The 17,348-nt window shown below is 45.4% G+C and carries 13 protein-coding genes; 8 read left to right on the top strand and 5 right to left on the bottom strand.

Annotation, left to right across the window (positions count from 1 at the left end; translation table 11 throughout):
* Positions 1-338 precede the first annotated feature (338 nt).
* Positions 339-2,522 (top strand): polyphosphate kinase 1, encoded by a 2,184-nt coding sequence (gene ppk1 / locus QT984_RS19715; protein WP_333055725.1) that lies wholly within the window; start codon positions 339-341, stop codon positions 2,520-2,522.
* A gap of 228 nt (positions 2,523-2,750) precedes the next feature.
* Here the strand turns inward: ppk1 and QT984_RS19710 are convergent, their stop codons facing one another.
* Positions 2,751-2,921 carry a hypothetical protein gene (locus tag QT984_RS19710; RefSeq protein WP_333055726.1) on the bottom strand — a complete coding sequence of 57 codons (171 nt, stop codon included), beginning with the start codon at positions 2,919-2,921 and terminating at the stop codon, positions 2,751-2,753.
* Between the two features lie 202 nt (positions 2,922-3,123).
* The gene (locus QT984_RS19705) at positions 3,124-3,624 is read right to left on the bottom strand and encodes a hypothetical protein (protein WP_333055727.1); all 501 of its coding nucleotides are present in this window, start codon (positions 3,622-3,624) and stop codon (positions 3,124-3,126) included.
* An 80-nt stretch (positions 3,625-3,704) separates the two neighbouring features.
* On the opposite strand from QT984_RS19705, the gene QT984_RS19700 reads away from it, so the two are divergent.
* On the top strand, positions 3,705-4,256 hold the full coding sequence (locus tag QT984_RS19700) for a DUF2854 domain-containing protein (RefSeq protein WP_333055728.1): 552 nt from the start codon (positions 3,705-3,707) through the stop codon (positions 4,254-4,256).
* Between the two features lie 323 nt (positions 4,257-4,579).
* Here the strand turns inward: QT984_RS19700 and QT984_RS19695 are convergent, their stop codons facing one another.
* The 3 genes from QT984_RS19695 to QT984_RS19685 all read right to left on the bottom strand — a co-directional run bounded on the left by QT984_RS19695 (position 4,580) and on the right by QT984_RS19685 (position 7,388).
* Complete coding sequence (locus QT984_RS19695) at positions 4,580-4,924, bottom strand: DUF779 domain-containing protein (RefSeq protein ID WP_333055729.1); 345 nt, start codon at positions 4,922-4,924, stop codon at positions 4,580-4,582.
* Positions 4,925-5,091: 167 nt separating this feature from the next.
* Positions 5,092-6,612: an acetaldehyde dehydrogenase ExaC gene (gene exaC / locus QT984_RS19690; RefSeq protein ID WP_333055730.1), complete on the bottom strand. Its 1,521-nt coding sequence runs from the start codon at positions 6,610-6,612 to the stop codon at positions 5,092-5,094.
* 596 nt (positions 6,613-7,208) lie between these two features.
* Entirely contained in the window at positions 7,209-7,388 is a 180-nt protein-coding gene (locus QT984_RS19685) for a hypothetical protein (RefSeq protein ID WP_333374718.1), read from the bottom strand.
* Between the two features lie 433 nt (positions 7,389-7,821).
* Here QT984_RS19685 and QT984_RS19680 point away from each other — a divergent pair, with 433 nt between their 5' ends.
* From QT984_RS19680 to tal, 6 genes are all read left to right on the top strand, one after another.
* Positions 7,822-9,042, top strand: coding sequence for a phytochelatin synthase family protein (locus tag QT984_RS19680; protein ID WP_333313177.1), 1,221 nt, complete (start codon positions 7,822-7,824; stop codon positions 9,040-9,042).
* Positions 9,026-9,316, top strand: coding sequence for a hypothetical protein (locus QT984_RS19675; RefSeq protein ID WP_333313179.1), 291 nt, complete (start codon positions 9,026-9,028; stop codon positions 9,314-9,316). The genes QT984_RS19680 and QT984_RS19675 overlap by 17 nt, the downstream gene beginning before the upstream one ends.
* A 165-nt stretch (positions 9,317-9,481) precedes the next feature.
* Complete coding sequence (locus tag QT984_RS19670; RefSeq protein ID WP_333374716.1) at positions 9,482-12,931, top strand: AAA domain-containing protein; 3,450 nt, start codon at positions 9,482-9,484, stop codon at positions 12,929-12,931.
* Positions 12,928-14,463: a phospholipase D-like domain-containing protein gene (locus tag QT984_RS19665; protein ID WP_333313183.1), complete on the top strand. Its 1,536-nt coding sequence runs from the start codon at positions 12,928-12,930 to the stop codon at positions 14,461-14,463. Before QT984_RS19670 ends, QT984_RS19665 begins: the two co-directional genes overlap by 4 nt.
* 284 nt (positions 14,464-14,747) lie before the next feature.
* On the top strand, positions 14,748-15,821 hold the full coding sequence (gene fbp, locus QT984_RS19660; protein ID WP_333313220.1) for a class 1 fructose-bisphosphatase: 1,074 nt from the start codon (positions 14,748-14,750) through the stop codon (positions 15,819-15,821).
* Between the two features lie 207 nt (positions 15,822-16,028).
* Complete coding sequence (tal, locus tag QT984_RS19655; RefSeq protein ID WP_333374714.1) at positions 16,029-17,183, top strand: transaldolase; 1,155 nt, start codon at positions 16,029-16,031, stop codon at positions 17,181-17,183.
* Positions 17,184-17,348 lie beyond the last annotated feature (165 nt).

Below are 17,348 nucleotides of genomic sequence, written 5' to 3'. Positions count from 1 at the left end.
TTAAATCTGGCGCGTGCTCGTCAGCAAATAGCCTAACCCCACTGGTTTACTCTTTTGACAATTAATCCACCCTGCCTAGCCCCCCTTAAGAAGGGGGGGACAAGAGTCCGATCAAAGTCCCCCTTCTTAAGGGGGATTTAGGGGGATCTAGACTATGGTAAAAAGGAGATTTCTCAAAGGTTGGAGTCTTAAGTTGAAACGAAGAAGGGCAATGCCGTTTCCCTACAGGTATTACAAAAACGTGCGATCGACCAAAAGCAGATGCGAACCAATCCTTTAACCTACAATACTATTTTTAGAGATGCCATCACCGAGCCTCCCAAAGACTCCCCCAAACCATGCCCAAACCAAAAAAGACCCCCGCCAAAACCTACACTGAAATCAACCTCAGCGATCCTCAATATTACTTCAACCGAGAACAAAGCTGGCTAGAATTCAACAACCGCGTGCTTCACGAAGCTCTCGACCCCCGCACGCCCATCCTAGAAAGGCTCAAATTTCTAGCTATTTTTAGCTCCAACCTAGACGAATATTTTATGGTGCGCGTGGCCGCCCTCAAACAGCAAGTACAAGCAAAAGTCAGCAAATTGACTTCCGACGGCAGCACCCCTCAACAACAGCTAGATGCCCTTAACCAGCGACTTTTGCCAATGGTTTCTCAGCAACACTCTTATTTTGAGCAAACCCTGCGGCCGAAACTAGCAGCAAGCGGCATCTACATTCTTGACTACATTGACCTCAATCAAGAACAGCGGAATTACTTGCATCGCTACTTCAAAGAACAAGTATTTCCCGTACTCACTCCCCTAGCAGTTGACCCCAGCCACCCATTCCCCTACCTTTCCAATCTCAGCCTCAATTTAGCAGTAGTAGTCAGGGACCCCGACACGCGGGAAGAATTATTTGCCCGCGTCAAAGTACCGCAGGTTTTGCCGAGGTTTTTGCCACTACCGGGGGATTTGCAGTGGCAGCAGAGGGGCAAATCTCCGGTTTGGACTGGCGTGCCCCTAGAACAGGTGATTGCCCACAATTTAGAAGCTTTGTTTCCGGGGATGGACATTCAGGAATATCACCCGTTCCGCATTACTCGCAATTCCGATTTGACGGTGGAGGAAGATGAGGCGGAGGATTTGCTGTTGGCAATAGAACAGGAACTCCGCAAGCGCCGGTTTGGAGGTTCTGCGGTGCGAATGGAAATTCAAGCGATTATGCCACCTGCACTGCGAGATATGCTGATGGAAGAGCTGGATCTCGGTGAGCAAGATGTTTACGTCGTAGAGGGGCTGCTAGGCCTCAAGGATTTGATGTCTTTTGTGGGGCTGCCGGTGCCGGAACTGAAAGACCCGCCTTGGACTCCGGTTGTGCCGCCCCGTTTGCGGAACTCGGAATCACCAATGATTTTAGGCAAATTAATGTTGGATGCTGAGGAGGGCGAGGATATTTTCACCGCCATCCGCCAGGGGGATTTGATGCTACACCATCCTTATCACTCGTTTGCGGCGACGGTACAGCGGTTTATTACTGAGGCGGCGCACGATCGCTCTGTGTTAGCGATTAAGATGACTTTATACCGCACTTCGGGAGATTCGCCGATCGTCAGCGCCTTAATTGAAGCAGCAGAAAACGGCAAGCAGGTAGCCGTTTTAGTAGAGCTCAAAGCTAGGTTTGACGAAGAAAATAATATTAATTGGGCTCGCAAGTTAGAACAAGCTGGAGTCCACGTAGTTTACGGTTTGGTGGGGCTCAAAACCCACACCAAAATTGTGATGGTAGTGCGTCGCGAGGACGATTACATCCGCCGCTATGTCCACATCGGCACCGGCAATTACAATCCCAAAACAGCCGGACTCTATACCGATGTGGGTTTGTTGAGTTGTCGCGAGGATTTGGGATCGGATTTGACGGATTTGTTTAATTATTTGACGGGTTATTCGCGGCAGGTATCTTATCGCAAATTGTTGGTGGCACCGGTCAATATGCGCGATCGATTTTTAGCTTTAATTCGCCGCGAGGCAGACTTCTGCCGCTTGCAGGCCGAAGGTGGCACCGGTAGCTGTGGCCGCATTGTCGCTAAAATGAATGCTTTAGTTGACCCTCAAATCATTGTTGCTTTGTACGAAGCTTCCCAAGCGGGAGTGAAAATTGATTTGATTATTCGGGGGATTTGCTGTTTGCGTCCCGGCGTTGAAGGTGTTAGCGAAAATATCAGAGTTATCAGTATTATCGGCCGCTTTTTAGAGCATTCTCGGATGTTTTATTTTTTCAACGGTGGCGACGAAGAGGTGTATATTGGTTCTGCTGACTGGATGCAGCGCAATCTCACCAGACGGGTTGAGGCCATAGTTCAAGTGGAAGACCCGACAATTGCTAAGGAATTGCAAGAAATTTTGGGCGTAATGCTGGCTGACAACCGCCAAGCTTGGGATTTGCAGCCGTCAGGACACTACTCTCAGCGGCGGCCGCCTGCTAATTGCCCGGAGGTGAGCTCTCAGCAAATTTTGATGGATATGGTTTTGAATTAGTTATTAGTCATTAGTCATTAGTCATTAGTCATTAGTTGTCAGTTGTCAAATTTGCAGTTAGCAGTGTAGGTTCTTGTTAGCTATTAAGCTGTACTGCATTTAATTTTGACTTTGGGGGCGGGCAAGATGCCCACCCCACAAGATTTTTACTAACATAATTATCCAAATTAAATGCGCGACAACTAATGACTACTGACTAATGACTACTGACTAATGACTACTGACTACTTAACTGTTAAAAGTACGCTTGAATTCTTCTAAGAGATCATCAATTTCTTCGATCGCCTGACTCACATCTATTCTCAGGGATCCCAAGTCCGATCGATCTAACAGCCGCACGAGGGATTCCCGCTTGACTTCGATCTGTGCTACGCGCTCTTTGAGTGTTTGTGCATCCATGGTTTTTTGCCTTTGCTACTATTAACAAAAATATTTGACATTCCCCCCTGCGAACAGACGGAGATTCTTAATTCACCGACATCCCTTTTTGGGCAAATCCTTCACTGTTTTTATATGGTAAGTGATGAACCTGCTCAGGATTTTTTGGTCTGTGTTATAGTTTGATTGTACATCAAAACCTCAGCCAAACTTCAGCCACATTTTAGCGCAAAAAAGGCGGACGTTTGGTATCTGCGGGTTTATTTTTCATCATTCCAGCTAAAAATCGCTTCAGGGCTTTCTCCCGGTTTTTCATAAAAGCCGCCCAAAATCCCGGTTGATATTCATCCATTGTCTTGGCTAGGGCCCAGACATCGATCGCTAAGATATTATAAAGCCTTTCATCTTCGCGCTTGAGCGAGTTAATCTGCTCCAGAACCGCCTTGTTTGCTCCAGCAGTTTGTTTGTCTTCGTCTTTAATCATGTCCGAAAAATGGTTGAAAGGGCAAGAGTGTCGATCGCGATCGCCACTCTGTATACTTTGATGATACTGCCGATCTCGATTGCCTTCTGGAACCAAAGCCGCGCAATTAACACGGATATTTACCAATGGCGCGCCCGGACGAGTCCGGCTGGATAAGCTTCTGAAGCTAGAGACAAGACTGTGGATGCACACCGCTCCCGCGCTCATCGATGCTAGCAGTTTTTGCAGGTCTTTTGGCAAAAAAACTAAATTTATTCAAGACTTTTTGACAGATAATAATTAAAGTATATTTTTTCTGTCCGACTACTTACCTCACTAATATGTTACGTAAAATTTCTTTAGCAAACCTAGCCTTAGTTGTGGGCGGTATTATAGCAGCAGTCGGTTTCGGAGCCTACTTCACAGACAGACCTACCCTGAACCTAGCCGGTTTTTTTTATGGAATTCCGCTGTTGCTAGGAGGTTTGGCCCTGAAAGCCGCCGAACTCGAACCGGTGGAGTTCACCGAACCTACCTCTGCTGAAGTTCTTCTCCTGCGAGAAAGTCAGGCCACAGATACTCAAAACCAAGTCCGCAAAGATGTCACCCGATTTCGCTACGGCCAACCCGCGCACTTAGATGATGCTTTGGAGCGCTTGGGCTTAGCCCCGACAGACGAGGAACGGCCTCTCCTGCAAGGGTTGCGGGAAGTTGATGTTGATGGTGCTTATGGGTTAATTTTAGAGTTTTATTCGCCACTACTGCCGATCGACTTATGGGAAGAAAAGCAAGACAAAATAGCTACTTTTTTTGGGCCCGGTTTGCGCGCACAAGTGACTCAAAAGGCTGGTGACAAAATTGAATTGGCTCTAATTAAAAATACTCAAGTTTAAAGTATTCTGAAGTTTTGAGTGCAGAAATTTTGAAGTCGCCAATTAATAATTAATCCTGCACCGGCTCAGATACTGATTTTAGCGGCAGCGTGAAACCTGTCGCTATCAACAAAAGCTCAATCCGCAATTGGGCGATCGCCAAAATTGGATTTTCCTTCATTACAATAGTGATCGGCAATCTTACAGCAATTTGCGACCAAATTGCTGTAGATCAAAACTTAAATAAAAATAGGTTTTTTCGCTGCCATGAAAGAAACCGGGTTTCAGGCTTAAGCAAATTCATGTTTTTAGAGAAACTGCAGGCAAGTTAAGGATAAACAGAGTTAATCAGCATTAACAAACAAGCGAGAACGAGTAATAAAACGCTCTCCCTCCGGCCCTTCTAGGGAAAAATCGCTGCCTCCTGGCCCCGATGCCACGTCTATAATTAACTGCGTGTGCTGCCAATATTTGTATTGCTGCGCTGCAATATAAAAGGGACAACCGCCTATTTCGCCCAGCAATACGTCACCATCACCGATTATCAATTCGCCATCGGGAAAGCACATGGGGGAACTACCGTCGCAGCAGCCGCCGGATTGGTGAAACATCAATTGTCCGTGTTGAGTTTTGAGATGGTTGATTAATTTTAAAGCGGCTTCTGTTGCGGTGACTTTGGCAGTTTCCATTGCAGTCTCTTTGTGTAGCAATTTTATTTCGTTTTTGAATGAGATTTTTTTTTATAAACCGCAGAGGGCGCAGAGGGCGCAGAGAAGGAGAGGAAAGAGAGAAAGAAGGAGTTCGCGAATCATTGAAGTTTGTCTTTCTTCTTTCTTTCTTCCCAATGACTAAAATCTTAGAAGAAACCTAATGCTTTCGGGCTGTAGCTGACTAACAAATTCTTGGTTTGCTGGTAGTGATCTAACATCATTTTGTGATTTTCGCGGCCGATACCGGATGATTTGTAGCCGCCGAATGCTGCGTGGGCTGGATATAGGTGATAGCAGTTTGTCCACACGCGGCCTGCTTGAACGGCGCGGCCCATGCGGTAGGCGGTGTTGATGTCGCGAGTCCAAACTCCGGCACCTAAACCGTAGAGGGTATCGTTGGCAATTTCTAATGCTTCGGCTTCGTCTTTGAAGGTGGTTACTGCTAATACTGGGCCGAAGATTTCTTCTTGGAAAATTCGCATTTTGTTGTTTCCTTTGAAGACTGTTGGCTGGAAGTAATAGCCGTCTTGCAAGTCGCCGGATAAGATGTTTCTTTCGCCACCAATGAGGCATTCTGCGCCTTCGGCGTGACCGATTTTGACGTATTCGGCGATTTTTTCCATCTGGTTGATGGAGACTTGCGCGCCGAGGGCGGTTGTCGGATCTAAGGGGTTGTCTTGTTTGATTTGGCGGATGCGATCGATCGCCCTTTCCATGAATCGATCGTAGATTGACTCCTGAATTAAGGCGCGGGAGGGACAGGTGCACACTTCGCCTTGATTAAATGCAAACATGACTAATCCTTCGACTGCTTTGTCGAGGAATTCGTCGTCTTGGGCGCAGATATCTTCAAAGAAAATGTTGGGAGATTTGCCACCTAGTTCTAGGGTGACGGGGATGACGTTTTGGGAGGCGTATTGCATGATTAGCCTGCCGGTGGTGGTTTCCCCGGTGAAGGCGACTTTGGCAATCCGGGGACTGGTGGCGAGGGTTTTGCCGATTTCGGCGCCGGGCCCGTTTATTACGTTGATAACGCCGTCTGGTACTAAGTCGGCGATGATTTCCATCAGTACCAAGATTGAGGCGGGGGTGGGGCCTGCTGGTTTGAGCACGACGCAGTTTCCGGCGGCGAGGGCTGGGGCGAGTTTCCAGGCGGCCATTAATATCGGGAAGTTCCACGGGATGATTTGTCCGATGACGCCTAGGGGTTCGTGGAAGTGGTAGGCGACTGTTGTTCCGTCGAGTTCGCCGATCGACCCTTCTTGAGCTCGGATGCAGCTTGCGAAGTAGCGGAAATGGTCGATCGCCAGCGGTATGTCTGCGAGGCGGGTTTCGCGAATTGGTTTGCCGTTGTCCCAGGTTTCGGCGATGGCGAGGCGATCGAGGTTTTCTTCGATGCGATCGGCTATTTTGTGTAAAACCCGCGCCCTATCGGCTGGGGAAGTCTTACCCCACTTGTCTTTCGCGGCGTGGGCGGCATCCAGTGCCAATTCTACATCCTCGGCGGTCGATCGGGGGATTTGACAAATTGATTTTCCTGTAATTGGAGACAGGTTTTCCGAGTATTTCCCTTTCACCGGTGGCACCCACTTGCCGCCGATAAAGTTGTCGTAGCGAGTTTGAAAAATCGACTGACTGCCGGATTGAACAGGTGCTGCTACTACCATTTTATTACCTGATTAAAATTTGTTTTCGCTGGCAATTGAAATCTCTTGCATATCAACTATCGTCTATTTTCCGCAACTTCGGTCAGTTCATATACAAAATTTTACATTTTTCCAAAATTTTGCAGTCCCTGTAGGGGCGGGTTCACCAACAATCTGAGGCTAAAACAAACCATCTCAAAAACCCGCCTCCACCCTACGGTAAACACTATTATTAATTAACTGTTCCAGTATCGTTTATTTTCGCTCTCTTCGGTCAGTTTATATACGAGGTTTTACATTTTTAAATTATTTCGCAGTCCCTGTAGGGGCGGGTTTACCAACAATATCTGGCTAAAACAAACAATCTCAAAAACCCGCCCCCACCCAACGGTAAACACTATTAATTAACTGTTCAATTCTCCTCTATATTCGATAATTTCGGTCAGTTCATATACAAAATTTTACATTGTTAAAATATTTTGCAGTCCCTGTAGGGGCGGGTTCACCAACAATCTCTGGCTAAAACCAACAATCTCAAAAACCCGCCCCCACCCAACGGCAAACACTATTAATTAACTGTGATGCAGCTCTCCTTTGTGCTGCTATAAAAACATCCGCTAGCTGATAGTAATTTTTGACGAATGGCGGGTGGTGCCAACCAAAAATAGAGCCAAAATGGGGGCTGTAAGGTATTTGGTAATTCCCATATCGTTATCAGCAACCTCAATATAAATCTCCTGAGCATCGACCAGTTTAGTGCCAATCCAAATCACCGACTTAAATTTGAGTGATTGCAACTATTACAACTTTTGATCCGACTCTTATAAAACATCGCGTAATTAAGGCTATTCATAAAAGTTTCATTTATCAGAGATGTTGCACCATTCTCAATAAGCTTTTATGAACAGGCTTTCCGGCCTGTTCCACAAGAAAATTCACTCTTTGTGGAACAGGCCGGAAAGCCTGTTCTTGAGAAGGGTGCTGTGAGATTAATCCAAGCTGCCTACCGCTCAATCTGTGGCAAATAGCCGAATTATTTCCTCACCTTGATGCCTAGCCGTCCGTCACAAATAATCACGTTTTTTAAATTTGCACCCCAAAACTCAAACCATCGCAGCGTTTTATTGCTAAAATTGAAAAAAATAGTAAATAAGTGCATTCATCATTATCAATGTGACGATTTTGCATAATATTTATTAGCACCATCAGCAATAAGGGTTAAAACACTCAATGTCTGCTCAAGGGTTTTATCGTCGTTCACTCCCCGATTCTGCTATTGCCTTTTCCTCCGTAGAGGGAAAGCAAATATTTCGAGAAGCCTTGGCATTGGGAGGTATGGAAGGGTATTTTGCTCTAGCGGAACAGTTTCACACTCAAGCAGAACCCGCTTTTTGTGGATTGGGTAGTTTAGTTGTTGTTCTTAATGCCTTATCCATCGATCCGGGTCGCATTTGGAAAGGGGTGTGGAGATGGTATGGAGAGGAATTTTTAGACTGTTGCTTACCTCTTTGGGTCATTAAAGAAAACGGTATCACCTTTGATGAGTTTGTCTGTATAGCACGTTGCAACGGTGCTGTTGTAAAACCTAACCGTTACCACCAAAGCAGCTTGGAAAACTTTCGGCAAGCTGTTGAGGAGGTGACTGCGGCATCAGGTGATATTCATCTAGTTGTTTCCTACAGCCGAAAGGTATTGGGACAAACCGGTGATGGTCACTTCTCACCAATTGGTGGCTATCATCCACAGCGGGATCTAGTTCTTCTGCTGGATGTTGCCCGTTTCAAATATCCACCTCACTGGGTTTCTCTGCCTTTGTTATGGCAAGCATTTGAACCTCTCGATTCCGTCACTAATCAATGTCGAGGTTATATTTCCTTGCAGAAGAGTGAAAGGTTGCCAGAAACCTTTTTTCATGTTGCTTGTGATTTACATCAGTGGGGTAGTGTTGCTACTTACTTTGCAGAAATACTCCCCGACATTGTGAGAAAAGAGCAACCTGATTCAATTGCTTCATTTGTCAGTACCCTTCTGCACCATTGGCCTGTTGAATTCACAACTATGCTGCATACCTCGTCAGAAACGGCAGAGACACTTGAGAAATTACGGGCAGCTATTCAGTTAAATTCACTGTTTGATATTGTTCACCAATGCTTGTCAAGCGATGACTGGGATGCAATGTCTGTTGTAGGGAAGTGGTCGCAACAGCCATTCGTAGCAGAGATAATAACAGCAATATTACTCTCGTGCCCCGAAACGCTTTATGCAACTCTCAAACCTGAGTTACGACTGTGGTTTAGTGATGTTCGCCACCTTGAGAAACTACTCCCTCCCTGGGATGTAGAGATATCTAGATTGAGAGAACAAATGTCAGCACTCCAAGAGTTTTACATTTTATATTCAAAGGCACATCAGTGTAATATCCCTAGTGCGGGCTTTGGAAACTGGGAATGAAAACTGGCTGCGCTGCGCCCTCCAAGACAAAATTCACCAGCCTTACCGCCAATCTCTGATTCAGGGATATGAAGCAGTGCAACAAGCTGCCCTGAATGCAGGGGCCTATGGAATGGTAATTAGCGGTGCCGGGCCAACACTTTTAGCTTTAATGGATGTTACTAATGCTGATGCGGTTGAGAAAGCGATGGCTGCTGCTTGGATGGAATTTGGGGTAAAGGCTGATGTAAGGGCGATCGGGCTTGATACTCAAGGCGCGCAAGTCTCCATTTAATTAGTGGTAAGGTGCGTACCCGAGAGGGTAAACGCATCTTAAAAATTCGCGATCATCTAAAAATATTAAGACCACCTATAATTGACAGTCTATAAACCGCTGAAAAGCCTGTTTCATGGGATCTGTGTTACAAAAAGAACAGAAATCTTTTATGGGTAGCAAGTCATGCCAGTTCGCTTCATCAATGATCGCTATGCTCTATCTCCTAACCCCCGATCAGGTGGAATGGCAGATGTTTACCGCGCAAGAGACTACGATCGGGAAGAACGACTGGTTGCGGTCAAAGAATTCAAACACGGGCAGATTGAAGCAGATATTCTAGCCGAGTCCTTCAGGCGTGAAACCCAAGCCCTCCAAGAGTTAAAGCATCCTGGAATCATGGAACTTCTAGATTCTGGTAAGGATGAAACTACGGGTAACTATTTTCTTGTCTTGGAGTGGATGGACAAGGATTTGGCAACTCTTCTGAAAGAATCTCCTCCCGACGGTTGGGATTCATTTTGGAAAGCGGTAGCGTTACCCGTGTTGGAGGCTCTGGCTTTTTCCCATAATCGCAGAATAATACACCGCGATATCAAGCCCAGCAACATTTTAGTGGGAAGTGACGGTAAACTCAAACTTGCTGACTTTGGCATATCCAAGCTTAAGGGGTATTTGCAACCAAGCATTACTCTCAAAGACTTTGTATCGCGTACATTCACTCCGCCAGAAACCGACGATGGTTCCTATACCTACACCCGCGATATTTTCAGTTTTGGTGTATTGGTTTTGAAGTGCCTGACCAATATTGAACTCACAGATCATAATAGTATCCCCAGCGCACTGAAAGCGTTTAATGCACCACCTGAAATCCTTGAAATAATCGAGCGTGCTGTTTCCCTCGACCCCGCAGAGCGTCAACCTAATGCAGAGGTACTACTAGCTGAACTTAATGTTATTCAAGGGAAGACAAAAACAGGAGCAATTAAGAAGCCTCCTTGCTTCCTTAAGCTTATACCAAAGTGCTTGAACAGACTTAAAAGTGAAATTGAGATTTCTTCTGAAGTTGAGATCGAGAATCTTATCCTTGACGATCTCAATAATGAATCGGGTTGTGGGATTCGTCCCTATAAATTTAAGGACGACGCAGACGATCCATCTCGTGAAGATCATTACGAAATTTATGGTGTTTCCTATCGGTATCACATGAAGGTGGATCAAAACCGAGGAAATCACCTAGTTATTTTCAATGCTTGGTCTACTTCCTACTCGCAACTGGAACAGCGTCGAGAGCGTGCTTGGAATCTATCCTACGAGTTCAAATTTGGAACGCCACTGAATTTATATGAAGCAAAAGAGGTTATTCAGAAGCTACAGGATGCAGTTATAGAGCATGAAGCCAACTTAAAAGAACAAGAAGATGAAAAAGAAAAGCAACGGATATTCCAAGTTTGGTGGGATATTCTCAGAGCTAAAACTGATTGGGAGAAAAAACGAGAAAAACCGATTAAATACACAAGCGTTACTCGTGACGGAAACCGCGTTACCTTTGAACTATCAGAGCTTCCAGAAGATGACCTAGCTGGACAACCCCGCCATGTGACACACTCAAAAGGATTTAGCATCTTGGGGGGAGATGTTGAGCAGGTCATCAGTGACAGATTGACTCTTTATGTTAAATATGGAGAACCAGACAGACTCCCACAATCTGGTGAGTTACGCTTTGATACTCGTGCTGCTGAGGTTGCCCTAAATAGACAAAAAAATGCCCTAGATGCCGTTAGATTCGACCGCGCAGTACGCTCAGATATTCGCCAATTGCTCGTCAATCCTCAAGAAGTCCGTACTCCTGACGTAGAAGTAGATTTACAGTTTATTCAACCTCTCAATGAATCACAGCAGGAAGTTGTTAAAGCTGCACTCGCAACAGAAGATTTTCTGATTGTCCAAGGTCCACCAGGTACAGGAAAGACAACATTTATTACAGAAGTTGTTCTGCAAACTCTTAAAGCTAATCCTGATGCTCGAATTCTGCTCAGTTCACAAACTCATGTTGCACTAGATAACGCCCTAGAACGGATTCAAGCTAAAAATCCTAACTTGAAGTTGGTGCGACTTGGTAACCATGAACGGGTATCAGAGAATGTTCATTCGCTCTTACTCGAAGAACAGATGGAACAGTGGCGAGAGGGTGCGATCGCTAAAGGACAGGAATTTATTGATAATTGGTCAGCGCAACGAGGTATTTCTCAGCATAACAGTGAAATAGCCAAACTCTTTCAAGAAATGAAAACTCTGGTTACAAAAATTGAAAGTCTCAGAGGAGATGTTAATATCTGGAAACACGATTTAGATCAAATACTAGCAATAAATTACAACCCCGAAAATCCCGATTCATTGTTGGAGACTAAAATTCCCAAGGATAAGCTAGAGGAATGTCAGAGTATTGAAGCTGAAATTAGTATCCTTCGTAAGCAATTAAAAGAAGCACGAGAGCAACAGAAGGAAAAAGCAAAGCGTCTTAAAGAATTAACCGGAAGCAGTATCAATAAACTTTTGAGACTTTCAGTTCAGGAGATAGAAGAGCGGATCAATCAACTAATAGATCCAAATGCACCCCAGGCGAAAATGCTCCAACGGCTGATAGCTATTCAGGCAGAGTGGTTCGATCAGTTTGGTCGAAATGAGAAATTCAATGCACCTTTGATTAAGCGATCGCAAGTAGTAGCCGGAACTTGCATCGGAATTCCTAGAGATATTCAAGACATAGAATTTGACCTGTGTATTGTTGATGAGGCTTCAAAAGCTACGGCGACAGAAGTGTTGGTTCCAATTGCGCGATCGCATCGCTGGATACTCGTTGGCGACCCTAAACAACTCCCACCATTTCGAGATGAAGCCAGTAGAGATTCTGACTTTTTGGAAAAATACGAACTTACTCAGGATGATATTCGAGAAACTTTATTCGATCGACTGCTCAGAACACTCCCAGATGGGTGTCGCAAGATGTTAACAATCCAACATAGGATGGTAGCACCAATCGGCAATTTGGTCAGTGAGTGCTTCTATGATGGTCAGCTAAAAAGTGCCAGGACTGACTTAGATCAACATCTTCGCAGTGTTTTACCACAACCTGTGACTTGGTTAACAACAACCAAACTTCCGAATAGTCGCGAACAGTCTGCCAATTCTAGCTTTAACAATATTTGTGATGTCAATGTCATAGTTCAGTTTCTCAAACAGCTAAACCAGACGGCAGTAAAGGCACAGAAAAAATACAGTGTCGCTGTATTGACCGGGTATGCAGCACAGCTAAAGTTGCTTGATCGTAACCTGGCCTCAGAATTAAACAATTGGCAAGCATTAACCGTTGAGTGTAATACAGTGGATGCTTTCCAAGGACGCGAAGCTGATATTGCAGTGTACTCTGTGACTCGTTCTAACAAAGAAGGTAAAGTGGGTTTTTTACGCGATGCAGAACGACTTAATGTAGCTTTATCCAGAGGGAAAGTTGGCTTAGTAATCGTAGGAGATCACCACTTCTGTAGAACCTCACATGACAACCCATTACACCGAGTTTTGGATTACGTTGAAAGTCACCCTAAAAATTGCGCCCTAAAGGAGCCTAACTTATGAATTCCGAAGAATCAGTTTTTCTTACTCCAGAAGAACTACGTCGATATGACAATCGTACAGGCTTCGATTTAGTTAGCTGTAAAGAAGTCGGATTGCCAGTTTATAAAATCACTGTTCAAGCTCTAACCCAACTCCGTAAACCGATTCCCCCGATAGAAGAATATGTCTTGAAAGCTATTAATGCTAGTTTATCCTCAGAAGTGGATATTGCTGGATTTCTTGGTCTCGAACCGTCTATTATCAGGGATGCAATGATAAATTTAAGGATGAGTGAGGATATTGACCTCATAGCTCCTGATGGCTCTCTGATGCAAGTTTGGAAATTGACTAAGAAAGGCGAAGGAACGCTCCGCGATGCCAAAATTATTGTTCCCGAAGAGCGAACATTTGATATAAATTTTGATGGGCTTTTACGGTATCCTCGCTGGTATGGGCGATTGGAATCACGCTTACTCAAGCAAAAAGACTTGCGTAATCAAGAAATCATAGAAATTGAACCATCTCCGAAAAAGCCACCCGAACTTTCCGATATTAAACTAAAAGAAGTAGACGCAATTATTCGCCAGATTGAGGGGTCAAACAAAGCCAAAGTCAAGCAAGATCGAGACCTGCTCGCCTTGAAAGCTATTGAGCGTAGACAGAGATTTTTTCAACCTGCATTGGCACTAATCTATAAAGCAAAAGATAGTGATGATGTTCAGGTTGCCTTCGGTATTGATGGTGTCCTTTCCACTGAACATGAAGCCGCTTTCGCCCGTTCTAATGGAGTCAAGAAACTTAAAATATTAGAGACGATAAAAGAAAGCGCACCACGGAAACTAGCTGAAGAAGTTTTAGGACGTGAATACATCGATCGAAACCCTATTCCAAATATTGAAATCGTCAAAGAAAAAGTATTTACGGCTCAGGCTGAACTACAAGCCCAAATTGAGACCACACAAAATCGGATTGAGCAGACTAATAACGATGAAGAAAAACGTCTTCTAAATCAGCAGCTTCAAGAGGCTTTACAGCGAATAGAATATCTTGAGAATCAACTTAAATCTGAACTAGCTTCGCTGCCTATTCGTTTTCTAGAAGTATACGAACACCGTCCACTGCTCGAACAGGCTCTTAAAGATAGCCAAGAACGTCTGATGATTATCTCGCCTTGGATTCGAGCAAGTTCTGTGGATAAAAAATTTCTCCAAGAGTTTGAAAATCTCCTCAAGCGGGGAGTGGAAGTTTTCATGGGCTACGGTTTGGGGGAAAACGACAATGATAAAAAGAATCAACGGGACATCCAGGCTGAGAAGAATATTCAAAAATTAGCGAGTCAGTACAAGGATAATTTCCGGCTCAAGCGCCTTGGAGATACCCATGCAAAAATCCTCATTTCTGATGTGAAATTCGCTGTAACAACAAGTTTCAACTGGCTTTCTTTCAAGGGCGATCGCGATCGCACGTTCCGGGATGAGCGGGGGACGCTGGTATCTGACCCCCAGAAAATTGATGAACTGTTCGATAGCTATAGGTCGCGATTTAAAGATTGAATGGTATCGCTTCCACAAAGTTAAAACCTTCTTCCCTCGGACGGACTCTGCGCTTAATTAAAAAATTGAGTGATTTTTAATACAATTGCGGACTCAACACTCGCTCGAACGCCTCAATTTTCGATGGGGATCTAAAATTCACCTAAAGTTCGACGCCCTTTGGCAAAACCCTCCCTAAGATAGAAGTTAGGGGACGATCGGTCACATAGCCGATTCAGGGGCAAGTGTCAAGGACTCCATCGAACCCAAATCCAGAGCAGCAAGACAGGGAGGACATCAAAATCATGGTAAACGCGCCGACAGGGGAAACCCGCCTGGGTCCGATCGATCAGGTGCAAGCCTTAGACCGCGATTGCACAACCCTATCTCGTCACGTACTCCAGCAACTTCAAAGCTTTTCAGCAGATGCTCAGGATCTCAGCGCCCTGATGAATCGCATCGGACTAGCTGCCAAGCTGATCGCGAGGCGGCTCAGCAGAGCCGGATTAATGGCAGATGCCTTGGGGTTTACAGGGGCTACGAACGTGCAGGGAGAATCCGTCAAAAAGATGGATATCTATGCTAATGAAGTGTTTATCTCGGTATTCCAGCAAAGCGGACTTGTCTGCCGCTTGGCTTCGGAGGAAATGGAAAAACCCTACTACATTCCCGAAAATTGTCCGATCGGGCGTTACAGTCTGCTCTACGACCCTATAGACGGTTCTTCCAATCTTGACATCAATCTCAATGTAGGCTCCATATTCAGCATCCGCAAGCAAGAGGGGGACGATGAAGATGGTTCTGCTTCCGACTTGCTGCAACATGGACACAAACAAATTGCCGCTGGCTACGTACTCTACGGCCCCAGTACCATGCTGGTTTATTCGATCGGTCAGGGTGTTCATTCCTTTACCCTCGATCCCAGTTTGGGCGAGTTTATTCTAGCTAACGAAAACATTAAGGTTCCCGATCGCGGCCCGATTTACAGCGTTAATGAAGGCAACTTCTGGCAGTGGGAGGAATCTTTGAGAGACTACATTCGCTACGTACACCGCAGCGAAGGCTACAGCGCCCGGTACGGTGGGGCTTTGGTGGGAGATTTCCACCGGATTTTATTCCAGGGAGGCGTGTTTTTGTACCCCGGAACGGTGAAAAACCCCGAGGGCAAATTGCGTTTGCTCTACGAATCGGCTCCTTTGGCGTTTTTGATGGAGCAAGCCGGCGGGCGCGCCAGTACGGGAGTTCAAGACATTTTAGACGTTGTGCCGACCAAACTGCATGAGCGATCGCCCTTGATTGTCGGCAGTAAAGAAAATGTAGCAATGGTGGAGTCTTTTATTCAAGATCGATCGCGCAATCCTAGAACAGTCCAAAAGTGAAGGAAGTTCGGCAACGAGCAATGTACGGGATGTAACGGATGTAACGGATGTAACGGATGTCAGGAAGAAGGAAGAGGGTTTTAACTTATAACTTTCGACTCCCAATTACCAATTCCCCATTGCCAATTTTCAATTACCACTTTTCAATTTTCAATTTCCAATTTCCAAGTCCCAATTAACAGCTATCAAATTGTAGGAGTTACAGTAATGACAGCAACACCAACGAATCACCTGTTAGAAATCAAAGAAATTGGCCAAAGTATCTGGATGGACAATTTGACTCGCGATCTGATCGAGTCCGGCGAACTCAAACAGATGATTGAAAGTCGGGGACTGCGCGGGATTACATCTAATCCGGCTATTTTTGAGAAAGCGATCGCGGGTAATGTGATTTACGACGCGGATATCGAAGCGGGCATCCGGGCGGGTAAATCTGTAATGGAGATTTACGAATCTCTGGTATTTGAAGATATCCGCAACGCTTGCGACATCTTCGCCCCAGTTTACGCAGAGTCGAAGGGTTTGGACGGTTACATTAGCATTGAAGTGCCACCGACGATCGCCAACGACACAGAAAGCACGATTAGCGAAGCCCTGCGCTATTACAAAGCCCTCGGCAAAGAAAACGTGATGATTAAGATTCCGGGAACCGCTGAAGGTTTGCCCGCAGTTGAGCGAGTCATCAGCGAAGGGATTAACGTTAACGTGACTTTGCTGTTCTCGGTTGACAGCTACGTCGAAACCTTCTGGGCTTACATTCGCGGTTTGGAAGCGCGGGCGGCTAAAGGTTTGGATGTGAGCAATATTGCTTCTGTTGCCAGTTTCTTCTTGAGCCGGATCGACATCAATGTCGATGGCAAGATTGACGAGAAACTCAAAAATGTCACAGATATTTCCACAAAAGCTAAACTGGAAGCGGTGAAGGGGAAAGTGGCGATCGCCAATGCGAAGGTAGCTTACCAGAAGTATAAAGAGATCGTAGCGAGCGATCGCTGGCAAGCATTAGCGGCCAAGGGAGCGAAAGTACAGCGCTTGCTGTGGGCTTCCACCAGCACCAAAAACCCCAACTACAGCGATGTCATGTACGTCGATGAACTAATCGGCCCGGACACGGTTAACACTTTGCCGCCGAACACCGTTGAAGCTTGTTTCGATCACTGCGATGTCGCACCCCGGATTGAGAACAACGTTGCAGAAGCTTACACGCTGATCGAAAGTCTCAAAGATCCCGACATTGACATCAACTTGGATCAAGTGATGGCAGACTTGCTCTTGGACGGGATTGATAAATTCGTCACCCCGTTCCAATCCCTGATGGATTCCTTGCAAGAGAAAGTGCAGAAGTTGTCACCCGTCGCCTAGACAGATATCTGTATCCTTAAAGGCAGAAGCATTTAGGAGTCGGAATAGATAATTGTTTTGGCTCTTGAGTGCTGAGTTTTGAATCTCAAACCGGGAAAATTTGAGACCAATTGGTCTCAAAAATCCGACAGAGGAAAATCAAATCCCGATTACTTTGGCTCTTGG

This window comes from Microcoleus sp. Z1_B2, assembly GCF_036700325.1.
Taxonomy (GTDB): Bacteria; Cyanobacteriota; Cyanobacteriia; order Cyanobacteriales; family Microcoleaceae; genus Microcoleus.
The sequence above is the reverse complement of the archived record's forward strand: the minus strand, read 5'-3'. Positions and strand labels throughout refer to the sequence as shown.

Coding starts and splice junctions, on each gene's coding strand:
- ppk1 (WP_333055725.1), top strand. CDS start 339: ATGCCCAAACCAAAAAAGACCCCCGCCAAAACCTACACTGAAATCAAC.
- QT984_RS19695 (WP_333055729.1), bottom strand. CDS start 4,924: ATGGAAACTGCCAAAGTCACCGCAACAGAAGCCGCTTTAAAATTAATC.
- fbp (WP_333313220.1), top strand. CDS start 14,748: ATGGTAAACGCGCCGACAGGGGAAACCCGCCTGGGTCCGATCGATCAG.
- QT984_RS19665 (WP_333313183.1), top strand. CDS start 12,928: ATGAATTCCGAAGAATCAGTTTTTCTTACTCCAGAAGAACTACGTCGA.
- QT984_RS19710 (WP_333055726.1), bottom strand. CDS start 2,921: ATGGATGCACAAACACTCAAAGAGCGCGTAGCACAGATCGAAGTCAAG.
- QT984_RS19680 (WP_333313177.1), top strand. CDS start 7,822: ATGTCTGCTCAAGGGTTTTATCGTCGTTCACTCCCCGATTCTGCTATT.
- exaC (WP_333055730.1), bottom strand. CDS start 6,612: ATGGTAGTAGCAGCACCTGTTCAATCCGGCAGTCAGTCGATTTTTCAA.
- QT984_RS19700 (WP_333055728.1), top strand. CDS start 3,705: ATGTTACGTAAAATTTCTTTAGCAAACCTAGCCTTAGTTGTGGGCGGT.
- QT984_RS19670 (WP_333374716.1), top strand. CDS start 9,482: ATGCCAGTTCGCTTCATCAATGATCGCTATGCTCTATCTCCTAACCCC.
- tal (WP_333374714.1), top strand. CDS start 16,029: ATGACAGCAACACCAACGAATCACCTGTTAGAAATCAAAGAAATTGGC.